The sequence below is a fragment of the Chromohalobacter sp. HP20-39 genome (genome assembly GCF_033052815.1).
Taxonomy (GTDB): domain Bacteria; phylum Pseudomonadota; class Gammaproteobacteria; order Pseudomonadales; family Halomonadaceae; genus Chromohalobacter.
The window spans coordinates 165,699-182,664 of sequence record NZ_JAWHTP010000001.1; the positions used below are offsets into that span (position 1 = coordinate 165,699).

The window sequence follows — 16,966 nt, forward strand, 5'->3', positions numbered from 1 at the left end:
GCGCCAGTGGCAACCCCCAGGCAAACGACGATTCAGGCGTCGTCAGACGCCACGCACTCGCGAGGAAGCGGCCGCGCGATGATGCGCCAATCACGCCCCACGGCGCGGATGTCGTCGATTCGCAACGGACGCTGCTGCGCCATGCGCTCGAGCCCCGGCAACGCGAATAAAGGCCGCGCCTCGCCGCCCAGTAGCGTCGGTGCCACGAACAGGTGCATCTCATCGATGGCATCGATATCGAGCATGGCCCCGGCTAGCGTCGCACCGGTTTCGAGCAGCACCTCGTTGCATTGCTCGCGCTGCGCCAGATGCGCCAGCAAGGCACGTAGATCGACGCGCCCTTCAGCCGCTTCAGGCAGCACGAGCACCTCCGCCCCGGCCTCTTCCAGCGTCGCGCGGCGCGCCTCATCCCACGAGACGGTCGCCACCAGGGTCCGCCCCGGCTCGCGCAAGCACGCCGCCGCCACCGGCAAGCGCAGCCGCGAGTCGACCACGACACGAAGGGGCTGGCGCTCGGCGATCGCTTCAGCATCGTTCAATTCTAGCTGCGCGGAACGCACCGTGAGCCGCGAATTATCGAAAATCACCGAATCGACCCCGGTCATCACTGCACTCGAGCGCGCCCGCAAGCGTTGCACCTCGGTACGTGCGCTTGCCCCGGTGATCCATTGTGACTCACCGCTGGCCATGGCAGTGCGGCCATCCAGGCTCATCGCCATCTTCAAGCGCACGTACGGCAACCCCTCGCGCATGCGCTTGACGAAACCGACATTGAGCGCTTCGGCATTGGCCTCCAGGCAGCCCACCTCGACCTCGATGCCGGCCTCACGCAGCATCGCCACACCACGCCCAGCCACCTGCGGATTGGGATCGACCATGGCGACCACGACACGGCGCACCCCGGCCTCGATCAGCGCCTGGGCACACGGCGGCGTGCGACCGTGGTGCGAACAGGGTTCCAGCGTGACATAGACCGTGGCGTTTCGCACCGCCTCGCCAGCGGCTCGCAAGGCGTGCACCTCGGCGTGAGGTTCACCCGCACGTGCATGATAGCCCTCCCCGACGATGCGCCCATGACGTACCACCACGCAGCCGACACGCGGGTTGGGATGGGTGGTATAGCACCCTCGCCCGGCGAGCTTCAGCGCGTGGGCCATGCACGCCTCGTGAGATAGCGCCGACGCGGCATTCTGTGTCATGGGTCGCTCCGTGAGTACTTCGAATCGGTACGTGCCGAGGTCAGCGCTGATCGTTATCGTCGGGCACGAAGCTGGGCTCTTGCGCCAGACGGTCGATTTCGGCGCGAAACTCGTCGAGATCCTGGAAGCGCCGGTAGACGGAGGCGAAGCGGATGTAAGCGACCTGGTCGAGCCGTTTCAGCGAGCGCATGACCTCCTCGCCGATTTCGCGCGCTTCCAATTCACGCTCGCCACGGGCGCGCAGGCGCTGACGAATACGCTCGACCGCTGCCTCGATGGATTCAGCGCTGACCGGGCGTTTCTCCAAGGCCCGCAGCATGCCGGCACGCAGCTTGCGTTCGTCGAAGGTTTCGCGCGAGCCATCGCCCTTGATCACGCGGGGCATGACCAGTTCCGCCGTCTCGTAGGTGGTGAAGCGTTCGCCGCAGTCATTGCACTGGCGGCGCCGACGCACCTGGTCCCCCTCGGCCACGAGGCGCGAATCGGTCACCTTGGTGTCGTACTTTCCACAAAAGGGGCAGTGCATCGTGGCGCGTCCGCAGTTGAATATCGAGAATGAGTCGTGGTCATCGAGATTGCCTGACATTGTAGCCTTTCCCCGCGTCGCGCGGAAACTCGCTTGCGCGCTGCCGTCAGGCCGACCAAGCTCATGATGCGGCTTGCGTTTCCGCGCTCGCCAAGCATGCTTTACAAGGAATCGCCTAGGAGATAAGCCAATGGGCATCATCGCATGGATCGTCTTCGGCCTGCTGGCCGGCATCGTCGCCAAACTGATCATGCCGGGGCGCGACCCCGGTGGCATGATCATCACCATGATCATCGGGATCCTCGGGGCCATCGTCGGGGGATGGGTCGGTACCGCGCTGGGATTCGGCTCGGTGGATGGCTTCAACCTCGGCAGTTTCGTCATTGCAGTGCTCGGCGCCATCATCCTGCTGGGGCTATACCGCATCGTGAAGAAATGACCTTTGCCGCGTCCGTACACGCCGGCCATCGCCGGCGTGTCGGGCATGGCACGACTCCTGCAACAGCAATGACAATGTCGACGTGCGAGCCACCGATTCTCACGAGGACCCTCGATGCCCCACCCCATCTCCCAAGCCCCACAGACCGAACTCGATGAAGCCGCTTTCACCGCACGCGCCAAGGCGCGTCTGGACGACATCTACGGGCCACGTGCCGATGAAGTGCTGCGCCGTCTGCTGCGCCTGATATCGCACCAACGTGGTGCCATCCCCGAACGCTCGCGTCCATTATGGAGCGAGCGCGACCAGTTACTCATCACCTACGGCGATCTCCTGCTCGATGGCGAGCGACCGCCACTGCAAGTGCTCGACGAGTTTCTCGAGACACGCCTTGCAGATACCTTCAGTGGCGTTCACGTGCTGCCTTTCTTTCCCTGGAGCAGCGACGATGGCTTCTCGGTGATTCATTATCGCGAGGTCAACCCGGCGCTGGGCGACTGGGAAGACATTCGTCGTCTGACACGCCACGGCGATTTGATGGTCGACCTGGTCATCAATCACGTCTCCCGAGAGTCACTGTGGTTCGTCGACTACCTGGCCGGCACCCAGCCCGGGCGTGACTACTTCATCGAAATGGACCCGAGCACCGACCTGTCGCAGGTCACCCGGCCACGCAGCTCGCCACTGCTGGTACCGGTTTCCACCCGCCGTGGGACACGCTATCTGTGGGCGACCTTCTCCGAAGACCAGATCGATCTCAACTTCGCCAATCCCGATGTACTCATCGAGTTCATCGGCATCATGCTCTACTACGTGGAGCAAGGCGCGCGCATCATCCGTCTCGACGCCATTGCCTATCTATGGAAGGAAGTCGGCACCTCGTGCATCCACCTGCCGGAAACTCACGCCGTGGTAAGGCTGCTGCGCGCCGTACTCGACCATCTCGCCCCCGGCACGCTGCTGATCACCGAAACCAACGTGCCGCACCGCGAGAACATGAGCTACTTCGGCCTCGAACACCTCGATGACACCACCGCGTCGGACGCGCCCGCGCAGCCCGACGAAGCGCACATGATCTATCAGTTCACGCTGCCGCCGCTGCTGGTGCACACGCTCACCAGCGGCGATGCCACAGCGCTGGAAGCCTGGGCACGCAGCCTGCCCGTCTTGCCGCCCGGTTGCACCTATTTCAACTTCACCGCCAGCCACGACGGGATCGGCGTCCGCGCGCTGGAAGGACTGCTTCCGCCCCACGAGATCGACGCCATGCTCGAGCTCATGCACCGTTTCGGCGGGTATGTGAGCATGAAGGCCAACGCCGATGGCAAGGACACGCCTTACGAGGTCAACATCACCTACTTCGATGCACTACGCGGCACACGTCGCGGCGCCGACCCCTGGCAGGTGGAGCGTTTTTTGTGCAGCCAACACTTGATGCTCGCGCTGCAGGGCGTGCCGGGTATTTATTTCCACTGCCTGACCGCCACACTCAATGACCACGAAGGCGTCGAGCGCAGCGGACAGTTACGCACCATCAACCGTCGGCGCTGGGAGAAAGAAGCATTAGATGAGCTGCTCGACAGCCGCAATACGCCCACACGCGAGGTGTTCATGGCCTTGCGGCGGCGCCTCAAACTGCGCGCCCAGGAGCCCTGCTTTCACCCCGAGGTCGAACAGCACATTCTCGATACTCCCCCCACACTCTTCGCCGTGCAGCGAGGCCCGCTTGCCGACGGGCGCCGCCTGCTCGCGGTCTACAACGTCACCGACAAACGCCAACCATTGCCCTTACCCGACCTCGACGAAGACGACTGGTACGACCTGCTCGCCGACGCTCCTTGGGACGCGCAGGCCCCGCGTGAACTACGCCCGTATCGCAGCTTGTGGCTGGTGCAACGACCCGGCGCCCCGACCGCCTGAGGCTTGCCGACGCGCCCCGCGCTGGTTACAGTAAACATGGAGATGGCATTCCTCCCGTCGCCATCGGCGCCCGACAGCAAGCGCCTATCGCGACAAACCGCCTGGTCCCCGGCATTGCAACGCCGACGCATTCCCGCCAGCGCTAATGATGCCTGCCAACGCACCCGAGGTGCGTCGTGCGCAGGTATCGCGGTTCCCTTTTTTGCAAGCCGCCCGGCACGCCCACCTCGATGATTGTTCTCAGTTGCGAGGAATTGTACGCATGTGGTTATCCATCGTGGCGATCGGTGCCGGCGCCGCGCTCGGCGCTAACCTGCGCTGGCTGTTGGGGATATGGCTCAACGCCCTCTTCCCCTCGATCCCTCCCGGTACTCTGGCCGCCAACTGGCTAGGCGCCTGGCTGATCGGCCTGGCTATCGCCGTCTTCGCCCAACTACCGCACCTCTCCCCGGAGTGGCGTCTGTTCGTAGTGACCGGCTTTCTGGGGGCGCTGACGACCTTCTCGACCTTTTCCGCCGAGATGTTCACGAACCTGCAGGCCGGGCGTTATCTCATGGCATTGTCGGGCATCGCCGTGCACGTCCTCGGCTCGTTGGCCATGACCGGCGTGGGCATCGCCACCTTCGGTGCCATCAAACACCTTACGGGAGTCTTGAAATGAGCGAATGGCAACACGGGTAGCGCTAAACTGCCACCAGCGCGAAGCCAGCGTTCTGCAGCGCGATGCCCACCGTCATGCTGGACTGGGCCAGCTCGATATCGGCCAGCAGAGCGTCGCGGGCGAATCCCTGCCCGTGCCAGGCCTGTAGACACACCATGACGCCGACGCCTTCGCGCTGGAGCGCCTCGATCAACACGCGGTTGGGATTGTTCGAGTCAGGCGGCAGTCCGTAATGGCGCGCATAGGCGGTATCCTCGAGAAGGCACGGCGTCGCCGCGCCGGAGACGAGGACGATCATATGGCGGCGCTCGACGGGCACGTCGGCCGCCGCGAACAGGTTCACCGCACGCACGGCGCGCAGCAGCCCGGCGTTGGCCATGACACCCTGAGCACTGGGCGTTGTCCACTGGAAAAGCGCCCGGTAGGTGCCATGCGCCAGCGGCAACCACTGGGCTTCTTCTTGCCCGGCGAGCGGCGCGTCGTCGATGGGCGCTGGCGTGGCGCTCGGCGACTGCCGTGATATCCAATTGCCCCAGCCTGTCGTCATGTCGGCCCCTCGCAGAGATTACAATCTCACCACTTCACCGCGTTGCCGCTCGCTTGGCAAGCGCCGTGATATGCCGACCTGCATTACTCTTGATGCTCGGCTAATCCCGCACCGTTATGCTAGGCACCCTGTCATCGTTCAATTGGACTCTCATGATTCACGGTTCGCGCCGGCCAATAGGCCATTTTCGCTCCCTCAGCCATGCGCTCGCGGTCTGCCTGGCCGCGCTCATGGGCGTCTTCGCCACACCAGCCCTCGCCGAGTCGCCATTTGCCAGCCAGGACGATTTCCTCTCCGCCGATCAAGCCTTTTCGTTGTCAGTCTCGCGCGATGACGACACGCTCATCGCCGAATGGGACATCGCCCCCGAGTACTATCTATACCGGCATCGCTTCAGCGTCGAGACCGACGACGGCCCCGTGGATATCGACCTGCCCCAGGGCGAGACCATCGAGGACGACTATTTCGGCCGCTCGGAGGTCTACCATTATCAAGTGACATTGCGTGCCGCATTGGGCGATGCCGAGCAGATGACGTTGACCTGGCAAGGCTGTGCCGAAGCCGGACTGTGTTATCCGCCGCAGCACCGAACCATCGATGTCGACACGCTCACCGCCAGCGCCGAGGCGGGTAGCGCGAACGCTACGCACAGTGCCGGCGATACCGCCGTCACAACCGATGACACGGCAAGCGCAGACGCCACATCGCCCTCAGACGATGCCGCCCAGGCCGATGACCAGCGTCTCGCGACTCAGCTCGCCGACGCCCGTTTGGGCTGGGTACTGCTGATCTTCTTCGGCATGGGATTGCTGCTGACTTTCACGCCCTGCGTACTGCCCATGGTGCCGATCCTTTCCAGTCTCATCGTCGGCGCCACGCGCGACGGTCGGCCCCGAATGCGTGACGGCGCCGTGCTCTCGCTCGCCTACATATTGCCCATGGCCACGACCTATGCGGTACTCGGCGTCGTGGCGGCGCTGGCCGGCGCCAATCTGCAAATGCTCTTCCAGGCCCCTGCCTTCATCGCCAGCTTTGCCGTGCTCTTCGTGTTGCTGGCGCTGGCAATGTTCGGCGTGTTCGAACTGACGCTTCCTCAGGGCCTGCTCACCCGGCTCGATGCGCGCATGGCGCGCCAACGCGGCGGACGCCTCAAAGGTGCCGCTATCATGGGCGTGCTCTCGGCGTTACTCGTCGGGCCATGCATGACGGCCCCCCTGGCCGGTGCATTGCTGTACATCGCCGAAAGCGGCAATGCCTGGCACGGCGGCCTGGCACTGTGGGCCTTGGGGCTGGGCATGGGAGCGCCCTTGCTGGCGGTCGGCCTGCTGGGCCCGCGCGTTCTACCCCACCCTGGGCCGTGGATGAACCGGGTCCGAACGATATTCGGTTTCGTCTTGCTAGGCATGGCGGTGTGGTTCGCGGCACGCATCCTGCCCCCGGCACTGGAGATGGCTGCCTGGGCGGCCCTGCTCATCGGCTTGGCCCAGGCCAGTTGGACAGCAGCACACACACTGCGCGACGCGCTGCGGGTGCTGGGGCGCAGCCTGGCCATGCTCTTCGGCGTGTGGGGAATTCTCATGCTCGTCGGCGCAGCGGGGGGGCAACATGATCCGCTGCGGCCTTTGGCGGGCTTCACCGGCGGCAGCGATTCCCAGGCCTCCGAGACATCCTCGGCACTCAGCTTCGAGACCGTCGACGACATCGATGCCTTGAACGCGCGTCTCGAGGAAGCGGCGGCACAGCAACGCCGGACACTAGTGGAATTCACTGCCGACTGGTGCATCAGCTGCGAGATCATCGAGGAAGAAGTGTTCGGCGATACACGCGTGCAAGCGGCACTGGAGGACGTGCAACTTCTGCGCATCGACGTGACCGACAACGACGCCACAGACCAAGCCATCATGCAGGCCCTCGGCGTGGCCGGCCCCCCGACCCTGATGTTCTACGACCGCGATGGCCACGAACATCGAGGCAAGCGCATCGTAGGCGAGGTAAGCGCGGAAGCGTTCCTTGAACGCCTCAAGCGGTTGAAAGGCACGGCCCGCGCGGGAGACGACGCATGACGATCCTAGTCGTCACCGTTGGGACAACGGAGAGAGCACCATTTCATCGACCCGAACGTGCTGGGGCGCGTCGATGACGAAGTCGACTGTACGGGCGATATCCTCCGGCGAGAGCATCGCCGCTCGGGCGGACTCGCCCGGCACCTGCGGGCGCTGCTCAAGGAAGTCCGTGGCGACGTCGCCGGGACACAGATGCGTGGCCCGCACACCCTGAGGGGCTTCCTGCTGATTCAAGGTGCGAACCAGAGAGCCGAGCGCGGTCTTGCTCGCCGAGTAAGCAACGCCCGCACCGGGCTGGAATGTCCACCCCGCGTAGGAGGAGATCACCACAGCGACGCCGGAGGACTCGCGCAACGACGGCAGTGCGGCGTCGATGACGGCGGCTACTGCCGTAAGGTTCGTATCAACGATGGCGCGGAACGCGTCTATCGTCTGATCATCCCAGCGGCGGTTCGGCGCATTGCAGCCGGCTGCATGAACGAGCGCGTCGATCCGGCCATGCCGTGCAAGCAGTGTGTCACGCGCGGTCACGATCGCGGCCGAGTCCTGCACATCGAGGGGCAGCACGTCCGCTCGCCCTCCAGCGGCGACTATGTCGGCCGCGACCCGCTCGAGCTGTTCGACCCTTCGTCCGCTGAGTATTACGCTCCATCCGTTCGCTGCAGCGCTCCTGGCGCTCGCGGCCCCCATGCCGCTCCCACCGCCCGTAATCCAAAGCACGCGCTCGGTCATGATCGTTATCCCCCGGGATCACTGCAATGATATGTTCATTCTTGAATAAGATATCTACTACATCACCGCGATGCCATGAGATGAACAATGTGACTGCGCGACCTCACCGACTGCGTGGTCGTCTTCTCATTGGCTTCATCATCAAAGTGCCCTTGACGTCAGCTTTCCTGATCGTGCGGCATGCGCCGCCTTCAATCCCAGGCTGCCCCTTCCAGGGCGTCGAGTGGAATTTTCAGATAGCGCTTGCCGTTGCTCTCCGGCTCGGGGAGGCGTCCGCCGAGGATATTGATCTGTAGCGCGTGCAGGATCAGCTTGGGCATGGGTAATTCGCTATCGCGGCGGTTGCGCAACTCGACATACTCGGTCTCGCTGCTGTCGCCCAATCGGTGCTTGTTGGTCTCGCGCTGCTCGCGCACGCTGCTCTGCCATTCGGGTTCGCGCCCGTCAGGCATGTAGTCATGGCCGGTGAACAATCGCGTGTCGTCCGGCAAGGCGAGAATATCTTGAATGGATTGCCACAACTGATGGGCGTCGCCGCCGGGGAAGTCCGCCCGTGCGGTGCCGAAATCCGGCTGAAAGAGCGTGTCATGGACGAAGGCCGCGTCGCCGATCACATAGGTAATCGAGGCCAGCGTATGACCCGGCGAGTGCATCACGCGGCAATCGATCTCGCCCAGCTTGAAGGTATCCCCTTCGTCGAACAGATAATCCCACTGGCTGCCATCGTCTTTCAGATCCGGCCAGTTGTAGATCACTTTCCACAGCGCCTGAACCTGGGTTACCGGTCGACCGATGGCGGTGGGCGCACCGGTCTTTTGATGCAGATAGCGCGCGGCGGAAAAGTGATCGGCGTGCGGGTGCGTATCCAGAATCCATTCGACTTCGAGCCCTTCGCGTTCGATGTAGGACAGGATCTCGTCGGCTTGCAGCGTGGCCGTTGCCCCGGCTCTCTCATCAAAATCGAGTACCGGATCGATGATTACGCATCGGCGCGTGGCGGGGTCACTGGCGACGTACTGGATGCTGAAGGTGCGAGGATCGAAAAAGCCGGCGACGTCCGGATATCCGGCGCCCTGGCCACGTGATAAGGCAAAGGTGTTCATCGGCTCTGCTCTCGCCTCTATGGATGTATGAACGTTACTCCTCAGTTTAATATATATTTAGTTCTAACGTTATATATTTTTAATATATATAGAGACGCGTCATGATGGCGCGTCATAAGATGACTATATAATGAACCGCAGTTGGAAAGGCCGCGGTGGCAGGGATGCAGAAAAACTAAAAGGAATATAAAATTGGTTCATTATTCTCAAACGCACTAGTTGAGCTACACTAGCGCTACACATCGGGGCCGCGTCATTATGACAATCCCCAAACGATCGTTTTCGAAACCATGCAGGAGCCCATCATGTCATTGCGCCACTTCATGCAGTATGCCCTGGCGGGACTCGCCTTGAGCGCGACCGCCCTCACCGCGCATGCCGATACCCTGCGTGTCGGCATGTCCGGCAGTTATTACCCCTTCACCTTCGTCGAACAGGACGAACTCAAGGGCTTCGAGGTCGACGTCATGAATGCCGTGGGTGAGCAGATGGGGGACGATATCGAGTTCGTCACCGCCAGCTTCTCGGGACTCGCCGGCATGCTCGACGCCAAGCGGATCGACACCATCGCCAATCAGATCACCATCACCCCCGAACGTCAGGACAAGTACGTCTTCACCGAGCCGTACGTCTACGACGGTGCCCAGGTGGTGGTACGCAAGGGCAACGACGCCATCCAGGGGGTCGAAGATCTCAAGGGCAAGACCGTCGCGGTCAATCTCGGCTCCAACTACGAGGAGCTGTTGCGTGAGCTGCCCTATGCCGATGACATCGAGATCAAGACCTACGAATCGAACATCGAGCAAGACGTCGCCTTGGGGCGTGCCGATGCCTTCGTCATGGACCGCATCAGCGCCACCCAGGTCATCAAGGACAAGCCTCTGCCGCTCGAACTCGCCGGTCAGCCGTTCTCGCGCATCGAGAATGCCCTGCCCTTCCGCGACGATAAAGCTGGGCATGCCTTGCGCGACCGCGTCAATGCAGCCCTGGAAGCGCTTCGCGACGACGGCACGCTCAAGCAAATCTCCGAAAAGTGGTTCGGCACCGATGTCACCACGCCGTGACACCACGCTCCATTTGAACGGCCGAGGCAAGCCCCGGCCGTCTGCTTTCAGGCGACTCGATCATGCACGTTCTCGATCTCGACTACATGCTGGGGTTGTTGCCGATCCTGCTCGGCTATCTACCGCTGACATTGGAAATGGCCGGCGCCGGCATGCTCGCGGCACTGGTGCTGTCCTGCCTGCTGGCCGTCGTGAGGGTGCAGCGAACGCCAGGGCTCAATGCGCTGGCCATGCTGTTCATCTCCTTCTTTCGCGGCACACCGCTACTGGTGCAGCTGTTCCTGTTCTATTATGGCTTGCCGCAAATACTGACCTTCCTGGTCGCCATCAACGGTATCACCGCCACCATCCTGGGGCTGACCCTGCACTTCTCTGCCTATATGGCGGAATCGATCCGCGCCGCCATCGTCGGGGTCGACCGTAGCCAGACCGAAGCGGCACTGTCCATCGGCATGACCCAAGGGCAACTGATGCGTCGCATCATCTTGCCGCAGGCCACACGCGTGGCTACGCCGACGCTGATGAACTACTTTATCGACATGATCAAGGCCACCTCGCTGGCCTTCACGCTGGGCGTGACCGAACTCATGGGCGCCACTCAGAAGGAAGCCGCCAGCAGCTTTCTCTACTTCGAAGCGTTCTTGTTGGCGGCGATCATCTATTGGATCGTGGTGGAAATTCTGTCGTGGCTGCAACGGCGGCTGGAAAAGCGACTCAACCGGGCCTACCAACGATGATCGCACTCCACGGCATCACCAAACGCTTCGGCGCACATAGCGTCTTCGAAGATATCGACCTGACGCTGGAGCAGGGCGAGATCATCGTCATTATCGGTCCCTCGGGCACCGGCAAGTCGACCCTTCTGCGCTGCATCAATTATCTCGAAACGCCCGACGCCGGACGGCTCACAGTGGGCGATCTCAGCCTCGACGTGACCCGCGCCAGCCGTCAGGAGATCCTGGCCCTGCGTCGACGCACGGCGTTCGTGTTCCAGAACTATGCCTTGTTCGCCAACAAGACCGCGCTGGACAATATCTGCGAAGGCATGATCGTCGTCGATGGTCTCTCCAAGTCAGAGGCCCATGCCCGAGGGCGCAAGATTCTCGAACGCATCGGTCTCGCAGACAAGGCAAATGCGTACCCGGCGTCGCTCTCCGGCGGCCAGCAGCAACGCGTAGGCATCGGCAGGGCGATGGCCGCCAAGGCCGAGGTCATCCTCTTCGACGAACCCACCTCGGCGCTCGATCCCGAATGGGTCGACGAGGTACTGGCCCTGATGAAACAGCTCGCCCTGGAGCGCCAGACCATGATCGTGGTCAGCCATGAGATGCAATTCGCCCGCGAGGTCGCCGACCGCGTGGTGTTCATGGACGAAGGCCGGATCATCGAACAAGGTCCGCCCAGCGAGCTTTTCACCAATCCCCGGGACGAACGCACCCAGCGCTTCCTGCGCAAGGTGCTGGCCAACAATCCCGTCGTCTGATTTGTGACACACAGCCAGGTGCCTGGACGGCTACACCTCACCTTGATTGTCGAGTTCCACGGCCTCGTACATGCGTTCCTTGAGGTCGGGGATCGCCGCACCCACCCGGTTCCAACTGGGGATGAACGGCTTGTCGCGAGGCGATTCGAGGAAGGAGATCCCTGCCTCGAGAATATTCGCGGTAAAAAGCTCCACCGCCTGCTCCTCGCTGTGGCGGTCGAGCGACAGGCCGTTCATGCGCGCATCGTTGTCGTAGGCCTCGATCAGATCCAGCGCGGTGCGGTAATAGGTCGCCTTGATGGTGCGGAAGGTCTCGGAGTGGATGGGCACGCCCAGTGTCGCCAGCTTGCGGAACATGGCCTTGGCGATATCCAGGCTCATGCGGTTGAGCCCGCCGCTGGGGTCGTCCGGGGAGACGGGCTGATGTTTGTGGTCGTAGAAATCGGCGATATCCACCTGACACAGCCGCTTGGTCGAGTGGTTACGGTGAACCTCCGAGAGTACGCCGATCTCCAGGCCCCAATCACTGGGGATACGAATGCCGTCGAGCACATCGGAACGCATCGAGAACTCCCCGGACAGTGGGTAGCGATAGCTGTCCAGATACTCCAGATACGGCAACGGCCCGAAGACCATCTTCAGCGCACGGATCAGAGGGGTCACCATCAGGCGCGCCACGCGGCCATTGAGCTTGTTGTCGGCCACACGCGAGTAATACCCCTTGCAGAATTCGTAATTGAACTGCGGGTTGGCAACCGGATACAGCAGGCGCGCCAGCATGCCACGGTCATAGGTGAGGATGTCGCAGTCGTGCAGCGCCACCGCGGAGGTGCGCGCGGAGGCCAGCACATAACCGCTGCAGTACCACACATTGCGTCCCTTGCCCGGCTCCTGTGGCGCCAGGTCGAGGGCGCTCAACTCGGCATCCAGCGCCGATAGACGTGGCCCGTCGTTCCACAGGATGCGGTGATGCTGCGGCAGGCGCGAGAAGAATTCGCGGGCGCGCAAGAATTGGTCACGATCGGCGCGATCCAACCCGATCACGACCTCCGAGAGATACGGCACCTGCGCTAATTCGTCGACGATATTCGAAAGCGCCGGCCCTTCGAGTTCGGAGAACAACGAGGGCAGGATCAAGCCCATCGGCCGGCGCTTGGAGAACCGCACCAGGTCGGCTTCCAAGGCCTCCACCGGGCGCTGGGTCAGGTTATGGAAAGTGGTAACGATACCGTTCTGGTAGAAGTCGCTCATCGTGACGTGTCCTCCTGGGGGGTCTTGTCTCCGGACGTCGCATCCATGCAGGTCTGCCACCAATCGGCGATCCCCTCAGCCCAACCTTCGGGGCCAGGCTGCCGGGTGCGATAGAGCGTCATTCCTCCGGCGATGTCCACCACCGCCTCGTGCTTGCCGCGCACTAGAATCGGATGATCGACGGCCTCGAGCAGACTGACATCGTTGGGACCGTCGCCAAGCCCCGCGCTGGAAGGCCGGACACCGCGCAGCGCCGTGTGACGATCGAGCAGCCAGCGCACCGCTTGACCCTTGTCGACCGCCCCCATCACATGCCAGAAACGCCCGCCTCGGGTCAGGCGCAGGCCATCGCTTTCCAAGGCGTGACGAAAGCGCGCCAGGGCCCCCTCGTCGTCGTCCCACAATAGTGGCTCACTACCTTCACGCGCCTGCGCCTGACGCGCCTTGTCGGCGCTCAGCGAGGTCAACTCGCAAAGTGTGTCGAGAGACAACTCGCCCATGCCACGAAAGCGCACGCCCAACCGCTCGCGTAGCACCTCGAGACGCCGCCGAATGAAACCGATATCCAGTGACGGCGTCTTGACGATAAGCCCATCCGGCGCGGCGGGGTCGCGATCCAGTCGGGCATGTTGCCAGCGTGCCGGCAGTCCGATCACCGCACCGTTTTCGGCAATGAACGGCGTCTCCGTCAAGCCCAGCTCATTGCGTAGGGCCAGCAGTTCCTCGCGGGTCTTGCTGGTGGTAGGAATCACCGCGACACCGGCCTCGGTGAGCCGTGACAACCAAGCGGCGGCGGGTTGCCACGTATAGCTGTCGTGGTCGAGTAGCGTGCCATCCAAATCGGTGAACACCAGCCACGGCGTATGCGAAACCGACTGCGTCATGAGCCTTCTCCCCCTTGCACCGCTTCAAATGTCCCGGAATGCGCCGCATGGCCGCCGCAAGCGTCCATGAAAGGAACTCTTCAGATGAGAGTAGCACGGATCATGCCATCCTCTGACAGGCAACGCTTCGAGCCCGGCTGCCAAGGGCTCGTGCACGCCCCGCCACGGTGCATGATTGAGGCACGCCCACAAAAATGCCCCGCTGCGGCGCATCTTGTGCACTACAACGGGGCGTACCATGCATAGGCAATATGAGCAGAACCCGCTACTCGGCGTGATGATGCTCGGCGATCAACGCCAACCCGGCAAGCGTCGCCGCGTCGCTATCCAGCGGCGTGACCTCGAGACCGGCCGCTGCCAGTGCCAGCGTATAAGGGCTGCGTAGAGCCTCGGCGCCGATCAACAGCAGGCGTTCGAGGTCGGGGCGTGCGGCGCGCATGGCACGCACTTCCTCACCGATCAACACGCCGGAGATGAAGCTGCCCACCTGCTCGGTTGCCAGACCGCAATAGAGATGTCGGCTGCGCGCCTCGAACAGGGCATGCAGCACGCCGTCCTCGTCCTGGGCACGCGCCAGTCCCTGGCGAAAGGCGTCTTCATCGAACGGCGCCTCATCACGGGCGGGCTCGCCTGGCAAGGTGTGAAAGCGTACCGCGTGATAAAGCTCACCCGTCATCAGGGTGGTGAAAGTAGTCATGCGATCATCGCGCAGGCGCGCCCACTTGCTGTGGGTACCGGGCAAGCAACAATCGGCATCAGAGGTCCCCGCCAGGGCCAGTGCACCGAAGGCCTGGACTTCCTCACCGCGCATGATGTCACAGTGGGCCTCGTCGACTTGCTTCACGCCCGGCACGATCCAGGCATTTTCCAACCCTGGCGCGGCCACGACATGCGCGGCGAGATCCCACCCCGAGACGGGCAGGTCGAGCTGCGGTGCCTCACTCCAGCCGCGCTTGGAGCCAACCATGCCTGCCAGATAGACGGGGACACGCCCACCCTCGCGCCAGTCGCCGACCTGGGCCTGGCAGTAATGCGGAAACTCAGCGGTTTCCAGCGCCTTGAGGCCTGCCTCGCTACGCCGCGTATCGAGACAAGCACCGCTTTGCCGATCGACCAGAAACGCCCGGAAATTGCTAGTGCCCCAGTCGATGACAATCAGTCGCTCCTCGGCGCTCATTGATCGCCCTCGTGCTCGAACAATTCGGTCATGGTGTAGAGCTCCTCGAGCCGCCGCCACTCGGCAACGAGCTCGCGTGCAACCTCACCCACCTCGACGGCACTGCGCCCGGGGCGGTACAAATTGCTGCCGAAGCCAAAGCCGCGAATGCCCACACCATGCCAGTCGGACATGTTGCTCTTGTCGATGCCGCCGACCGCGAACACCGGCAATTCAGGCGGCAGGATCGCGCTGATATCCTTGAAGTAACCGGTGCCCAGGCGCCCGGCCGGGAACAGCTTGAGCGCCGTGGCCCCGGCACGCACTGCGCTCAACGCCTCACTGGGCGTCATGCACCCGACCAGTGGCGCCAAGCCCTGCTCGACACCGGCGCGAATCACCTCCGGGTCACTGTTCGGAGTGACCATCAACGGCGCGCCGAGACGTGCCAGCTCGGCCGTATCAGCAGTCTCCAGCACCGTGCCGGCGCCTACCAGAACATGCTCGGGGCAACGTGCCGCGACGCGTTCAATGCTCTTCCACGGCAAGGGAGAGTTGAGGGGAATCTCGATCAGACGAAACCCCGCATCGACCAGCGCATCGAAGACCTTGTCGACTTCCTCGGGGCGAATACCGCGTAGAATCGCCACCAGCGGCAATTCCTCGAGCGCCGCGTCGAGTGCGGCCTGCTGAGTCTCGTTCATAAAGCCTCCGTTACCACTCCGCTATCGACCCATCCTCGTGCGTCCACACCGGATTGCGCCAGCGATGGCCGACCTTGGCGCGTTCCTCGACGAACGTCTCATCGATTTCCACCCCAAGCCCGGGGCCATCAGGAATCGCGCAAAAGCCATCGATGATGGTCAACGCGGACTTGTCGACCAGGTAATCCAGTACATCGTTATCACGATTGTAGTGGATGCCCATGCTCTGTTCCTGGATGAACGCGTTGTGGTTCACCGCATCCACATGTAGCGAAGCAGCCAGCGTCAACGGCCCCAGCGGGCAATGCGGCGCCAGCGCGACATCGTGACACGACGCCAAGGTGGCGATCTTCATACCCTCGCTGATACCGCCGCAGTGCGAAAGATCGGGCTGGATGATATCCACCATACCCTCGGCCAGCAGATCGCGGAACTGATAGCGGGTATGCAAGCGCTCGCCGGTGGCGATAGGATAACCGAGCCCGGTGGCGATGTGCTTCAAACTCGGCAAGTGCTCGGGCAACACCGGCTCTTCGACGAACATCGGGTGATAGGGCTCAAGTTCACGCAGCAAGGCCTTGGCCATAGGCCGATGCACGCGACCGTGAAAATCGATGGCGATGCCCACATCCGGTCCCACCACCTCGCGTGCCTCAGCGACGCGAGCTACCGCCTCGTCGACCTTGCGGTGCGAATCGACGATCTGCATTTCCGGCGTACCGTTCATCTTGAACGCCGTGAACCCCTTGTCGACCAAGGCCTTGGCGCCAGCGCCCACGTCGCTGGGACGATCGCCACCGGTCCAGGCATACATGCGCATCTTGTCGCGCACCTTGCCCCCCAGCAATTGATAGACGGGCACGCCGAGATCACGGCCCTTGAGGTCCCACAACGCCTGATCGATCCCCGCGATGGCGCTCATCAGAATCGGCCCGCCGCGATAGAAACCGGCGCGATACATCATGTCCCACAGGTATTCGATGCGGTGCGGGTCCTGGCCGACCAGGTAGTCGGCGAGTTCATGCACTGCCGCCTCGACGGTGGCTGCGCGGCCTTCGACTACCGGCTCGCCCCAGCCATAGCATCCCTCGTCGGTCTCGATCTTGAGGAACAGCCAGCGTGGCGGAACTTGCCAGGTTTTCAACTTGGTAATTTTCAAGATTTCACCCGTCTGAAATTTTTCTATTGCGGCCGCGAGAGCGAACTCGTTGACGATGCCAGCTCGCAGCCTATC

The 16,966-nt window shown here is 62.8% G+C and carries 17 protein-coding genes and 1 riboswitch; of the genes, 7 read left to right on the forward strand and 10 right to left on the reverse strand.

The window, feature by feature from the left end; translation table 11 throughout:
- Window positions 1-32: 32 nt before the first annotated feature.
- Window positions 33-1,199, reverse strand: a complete 1,167-nt coding sequence (ribD, locus tag RVY79_RS00775) for a bifunctional diaminohydroxyphosphoribosylaminopyrimidine deaminase/5-amino-6-(5-phosphoribosylamino)uracil reductase RibD (protein ID WP_317462136.1) — start codon at window positions 1,197-1,199, stop codon at window positions 33-35.
- A 40-nt stretch (window positions 1,200-1,239) separates the two neighbouring features.
- Window positions 1,240-1,725 carry a transcriptional regulator NrdR gene (gene nrdR / locus RVY79_RS00780; protein ID WP_040243189.1) on the reverse strand — a complete coding sequence of 162 codons (486 nt, stop codon included), beginning with the start codon at window positions 1,723-1,725 and terminating at the stop codon, window positions 1,240-1,242.
- Between the two features lie 190 nt (window positions 1,726-1,915).
- Here nrdR and RVY79_RS00785 point away from each other — a divergent pair, with 190 nt between their 5' ends.
- From RVY79_RS00785 to crcB, 3 genes are all read left to right on the forward strand, one after another.
- The gene (locus tag RVY79_RS00785) at window positions 1,916-2,164 is read left to right on the forward strand and encodes a GlsB/YeaQ/YmgE family stress response membrane protein (protein WP_075369582.1); all 249 of its coding nucleotides are present in this window, start codon (window positions 1,916-1,918) and stop codon (window positions 2,162-2,164) included.
- Between the two features lie 114 nt (window positions 2,165-2,278).
- Window positions 2,279-4,084 carry a sugar phosphorylase gene (locus RVY79_RS00790; protein WP_317462137.1) on the forward strand — a complete coding sequence of 602 codons (1,806 nt, stop codon included), beginning with the start codon at window positions 2,279-2,281 and terminating at the stop codon, window positions 4,082-4,084.
- A gap of 29 nt (window positions 4,085-4,113) precedes the next feature.
- Window positions 4,114-4,246: riboswitch (Fluoride riboswitch) on the forward strand.
- Between the two features lie 100 nt (window positions 4,247-4,346).
- Entirely contained in the window at window positions 4,347-4,745 is a 399-nt protein-coding gene (crcB, locus tag RVY79_RS00795; RefSeq protein ID WP_317462138.1) for a fluoride efflux transporter CrcB, read from the forward strand.
- Between the two features lie 22 nt (window positions 4,746-4,767).
- On the opposite strand, the gene RVY79_RS00800 is transcribed toward crcB, so the two are convergent.
- The gene (locus tag RVY79_RS00800) at window positions 4,768-5,292 is read right to left on the reverse strand and encodes a hypothetical protein (RefSeq protein WP_317462139.1); all 525 of its coding nucleotides are present in this window, start codon (window positions 5,290-5,292) and stop codon (window positions 4,768-4,770) included.
- Window positions 5,293-5,444: 152 nt separating this feature from the next.
- Here RVY79_RS00800 and dsbD point away from each other — a divergent pair, with 152 nt between their 5' ends.
- Window positions 5,445-7,355 carry a protein-disulfide reductase DsbD gene (dsbD, locus tag RVY79_RS00805; RefSeq protein ID WP_317462140.1) on the forward strand — a complete coding sequence of 637 codons (1,911 nt, stop codon included), beginning with the start codon at window positions 5,445-5,447 and terminating at the stop codon, window positions 7,353-7,355.
- A gap of 12 nt (window positions 7,356-7,367) precedes the next feature.
- On the opposite strand, the gene RVY79_RS00810 is transcribed toward dsbD, so the two are convergent.
- Both RVY79_RS00810 and RVY79_RS00815 read right to left on the reverse strand, forming a co-directional pair.
- A complete protein-coding gene (locus RVY79_RS00810; protein WP_317462141.1) occupies window positions 7,368-8,087 on the reverse strand; it encodes an SDR family oxidoreductase in 720 nt (239 codons plus the stop codon).
- Between the two features lie 191 nt (window positions 8,088-8,278).
- Window positions 8,279-9,190, reverse strand: a complete 912-nt coding sequence (locus RVY79_RS00815) for an MBL fold metallo-hydrolase (RefSeq protein ID WP_317462142.1) — start codon at window positions 9,188-9,190, stop codon at window positions 8,279-8,281.
- Window positions 9,191-9,495: 305 nt separating this feature from the next.
- Here RVY79_RS00815 and RVY79_RS00820 point away from each other — a divergent pair, with 305 nt between their 5' ends.
- The 3 genes from RVY79_RS00820 to RVY79_RS00830 all read left to right on the forward strand — a co-directional run bounded on the left by RVY79_RS00820 (window position 9,496) and on the right by RVY79_RS00830 (window position 11,737).
- Window positions 9,496-10,254 (forward strand): amino acid ABC transporter substrate-binding protein, encoded by a 759-nt coding sequence (locus RVY79_RS00820; RefSeq protein ID WP_411161692.1) that lies wholly within the window; start codon window positions 9,496-9,498, stop codon window positions 10,252-10,254.
- A gap of 62 nt (window positions 10,255-10,316) precedes the next feature.
- Window positions 10,317-10,991 carry an amino acid ABC transporter permease gene (locus RVY79_RS00825; RefSeq protein WP_317462143.1) on the forward strand — a complete coding sequence of 225 codons (675 nt, stop codon included), beginning with the start codon at window positions 10,317-10,319 and terminating at the stop codon, window positions 10,989-10,991.
- Window positions 10,988-11,737, forward strand: a complete 750-nt coding sequence (locus RVY79_RS00830; RefSeq protein WP_317462144.1) for an amino acid ABC transporter ATP-binding protein — start codon at window positions 10,988-10,990, stop codon at window positions 11,735-11,737. The genes RVY79_RS00825 and RVY79_RS00830 overlap by 4 nt, the downstream gene beginning before the upstream one ends.
- 30 nt (window positions 11,738-11,767) lie before the next feature.
- Here the strand turns inward: RVY79_RS00830 and RVY79_RS00835 are convergent, their stop codons facing one another.
- The 5 genes from RVY79_RS00835 to dgoD form a co-directional block, all read right to left on the reverse strand.
- Window positions 11,768-12,988 carry a glycosyl transferase gene (locus tag RVY79_RS00835; protein ID WP_317462145.1) on the reverse strand — a complete coding sequence of 407 codons (1,221 nt, stop codon included), beginning with the start codon at window positions 12,986-12,988 and terminating at the stop codon, window positions 11,768-11,770.
- Window positions 12,985-13,872: an HAD-IIB family hydrolase gene (locus RVY79_RS00840; protein WP_317462146.1), complete on the reverse strand. Its 888-nt coding sequence runs from the start codon at window positions 13,870-13,872 to the stop codon at window positions 12,985-12,987. The genes RVY79_RS00835 and RVY79_RS00840 overlap by 4 nt, the downstream gene beginning before the upstream one ends.
- A gap of 265 nt (window positions 13,873-14,137) precedes the next feature.
- Window positions 14,138-15,049, reverse strand: coding sequence for a 2-dehydro-3-deoxygalactonokinase (locus RVY79_RS00845; RefSeq protein ID WP_317462147.1), 912 nt, complete (start codon window positions 15,047-15,049; stop codon window positions 14,138-14,140).
- Entirely contained in the window at window positions 15,046-15,732 is a 687-nt protein-coding gene (locus RVY79_RS00850) for a 2-dehydro-3-deoxy-6-phosphogalactonate aldolase (RefSeq protein WP_317462148.1), read from the reverse strand. The genes RVY79_RS00845 and RVY79_RS00850 overlap by 4 nt, the downstream gene beginning before the upstream one ends.
- A 10-nt stretch (window positions 15,733-15,742) precedes the next feature.
- Window positions 15,743-16,891: a galactonate dehydratase gene (gene dgoD, locus RVY79_RS00855; RefSeq protein ID WP_317462149.1), complete on the reverse strand. Its 1,149-nt coding sequence runs from the start codon at window positions 16,889-16,891 to the stop codon at window positions 15,743-15,745.
- Between the last annotated feature and the right edge of the window lie 75 nt (window positions 16,892-16,966).

Coding starts and splice junctions, on each gene's coding strand:
- nrdR (WP_040243189.1), bottom strand. CDS start 1,725: ATGCACTGCCCCTTTTGTGGAAAGTACGACACCAAGGTGACCGATTCG.
- dsbD (WP_317462140.1), top strand. CDS start 5,445: ATGATTCACGGTTCGCGCCGGCCAATAGGCCATTTTCGCTCCCTCAGC.
- RVY79_RS00830 (WP_317462144.1), top strand. CDS start 10,988: ATGATCGCACTCCACGGCATCACCAAACGCTTCGGCGCACATAGCGTC.
- RVY79_RS00800 (WP_317462139.1), bottom strand. CDS start 5,292: ATGACGACAGGCTGGGGCAATTGGATATCACGGCAGTCGCCGAGCGCC.
- RVY79_RS00845 (WP_317462147.1), bottom strand. CDS start 15,049: ATGAGCGCCGAGGAGCGACTGATTGTCATCGACTGGGGCACTAGCAAT.
- crcB (WP_317462138.1), top strand. CDS start 4,347: ATGTGGTTATCCATCGTGGCGATCGGTGCCGGCGCCGCGCTCGGCGCT.
- RVY79_RS00815 (WP_317462142.1), bottom strand. CDS start 9,190: ATGAACACCTTTGCCTTATCACGTGGCCAGGGCGCCGGATATCCGGAC.
- RVY79_RS00790 (WP_317462137.1), top strand. CDS start 2,279: ATGCCCCACCCCATCTCCCAAGCCCCACAGACCGAACTCGATGAAGCC.
- RVY79_RS00835 (WP_317462145.1), bottom strand. CDS start 12,988: ATGAGCGACTTCTACCAGAACGGTATCGTTACCACTTTCCATAACCTG.
- RVY79_RS00810 (WP_317462141.1), bottom strand. CDS start 8,087: ATGACCGAGCGCGTGCTTTGGATTACGGGCGGTGGGAGCGGCATGGGG.
- RVY79_RS00820 (WP_411161692.1), top strand. CDS start 9,496: ATGTCATTGCGCCACTTCATGCAGTATGCCCTGGCGGGACTCGCCTTG.
- RVY79_RS00840 (WP_317462146.1), bottom strand. CDS start 13,872: ATGACGCAGTCGGTTTCGCATACGCCGTGGCTGGTGTTCACCGATTTG.
- RVY79_RS00825 (WP_317462143.1), top strand. CDS start 10,317: ATGCACGTTCTCGATCTCGACTACATGCTGGGGTTGTTGCCGATCCTG.
- ribD (WP_317462136.1), bottom strand. CDS start 1,199: ATGACACAGAATGCCGCGTCGGCGCTATCTCACGAGGCGTGCATGGCC.
- RVY79_RS00785 (WP_075369582.1), top strand. CDS start 1,916: ATGGGCATCATCGCATGGATCGTCTTCGGCCTGCTGGCCGGCATCGTC.
- RVY79_RS00850 (WP_317462148.1), bottom strand. CDS start 15,732: ATGAACGAGACTCAGCAGGCCGCACTCGACGCGGCGCTCGAGGAATTG.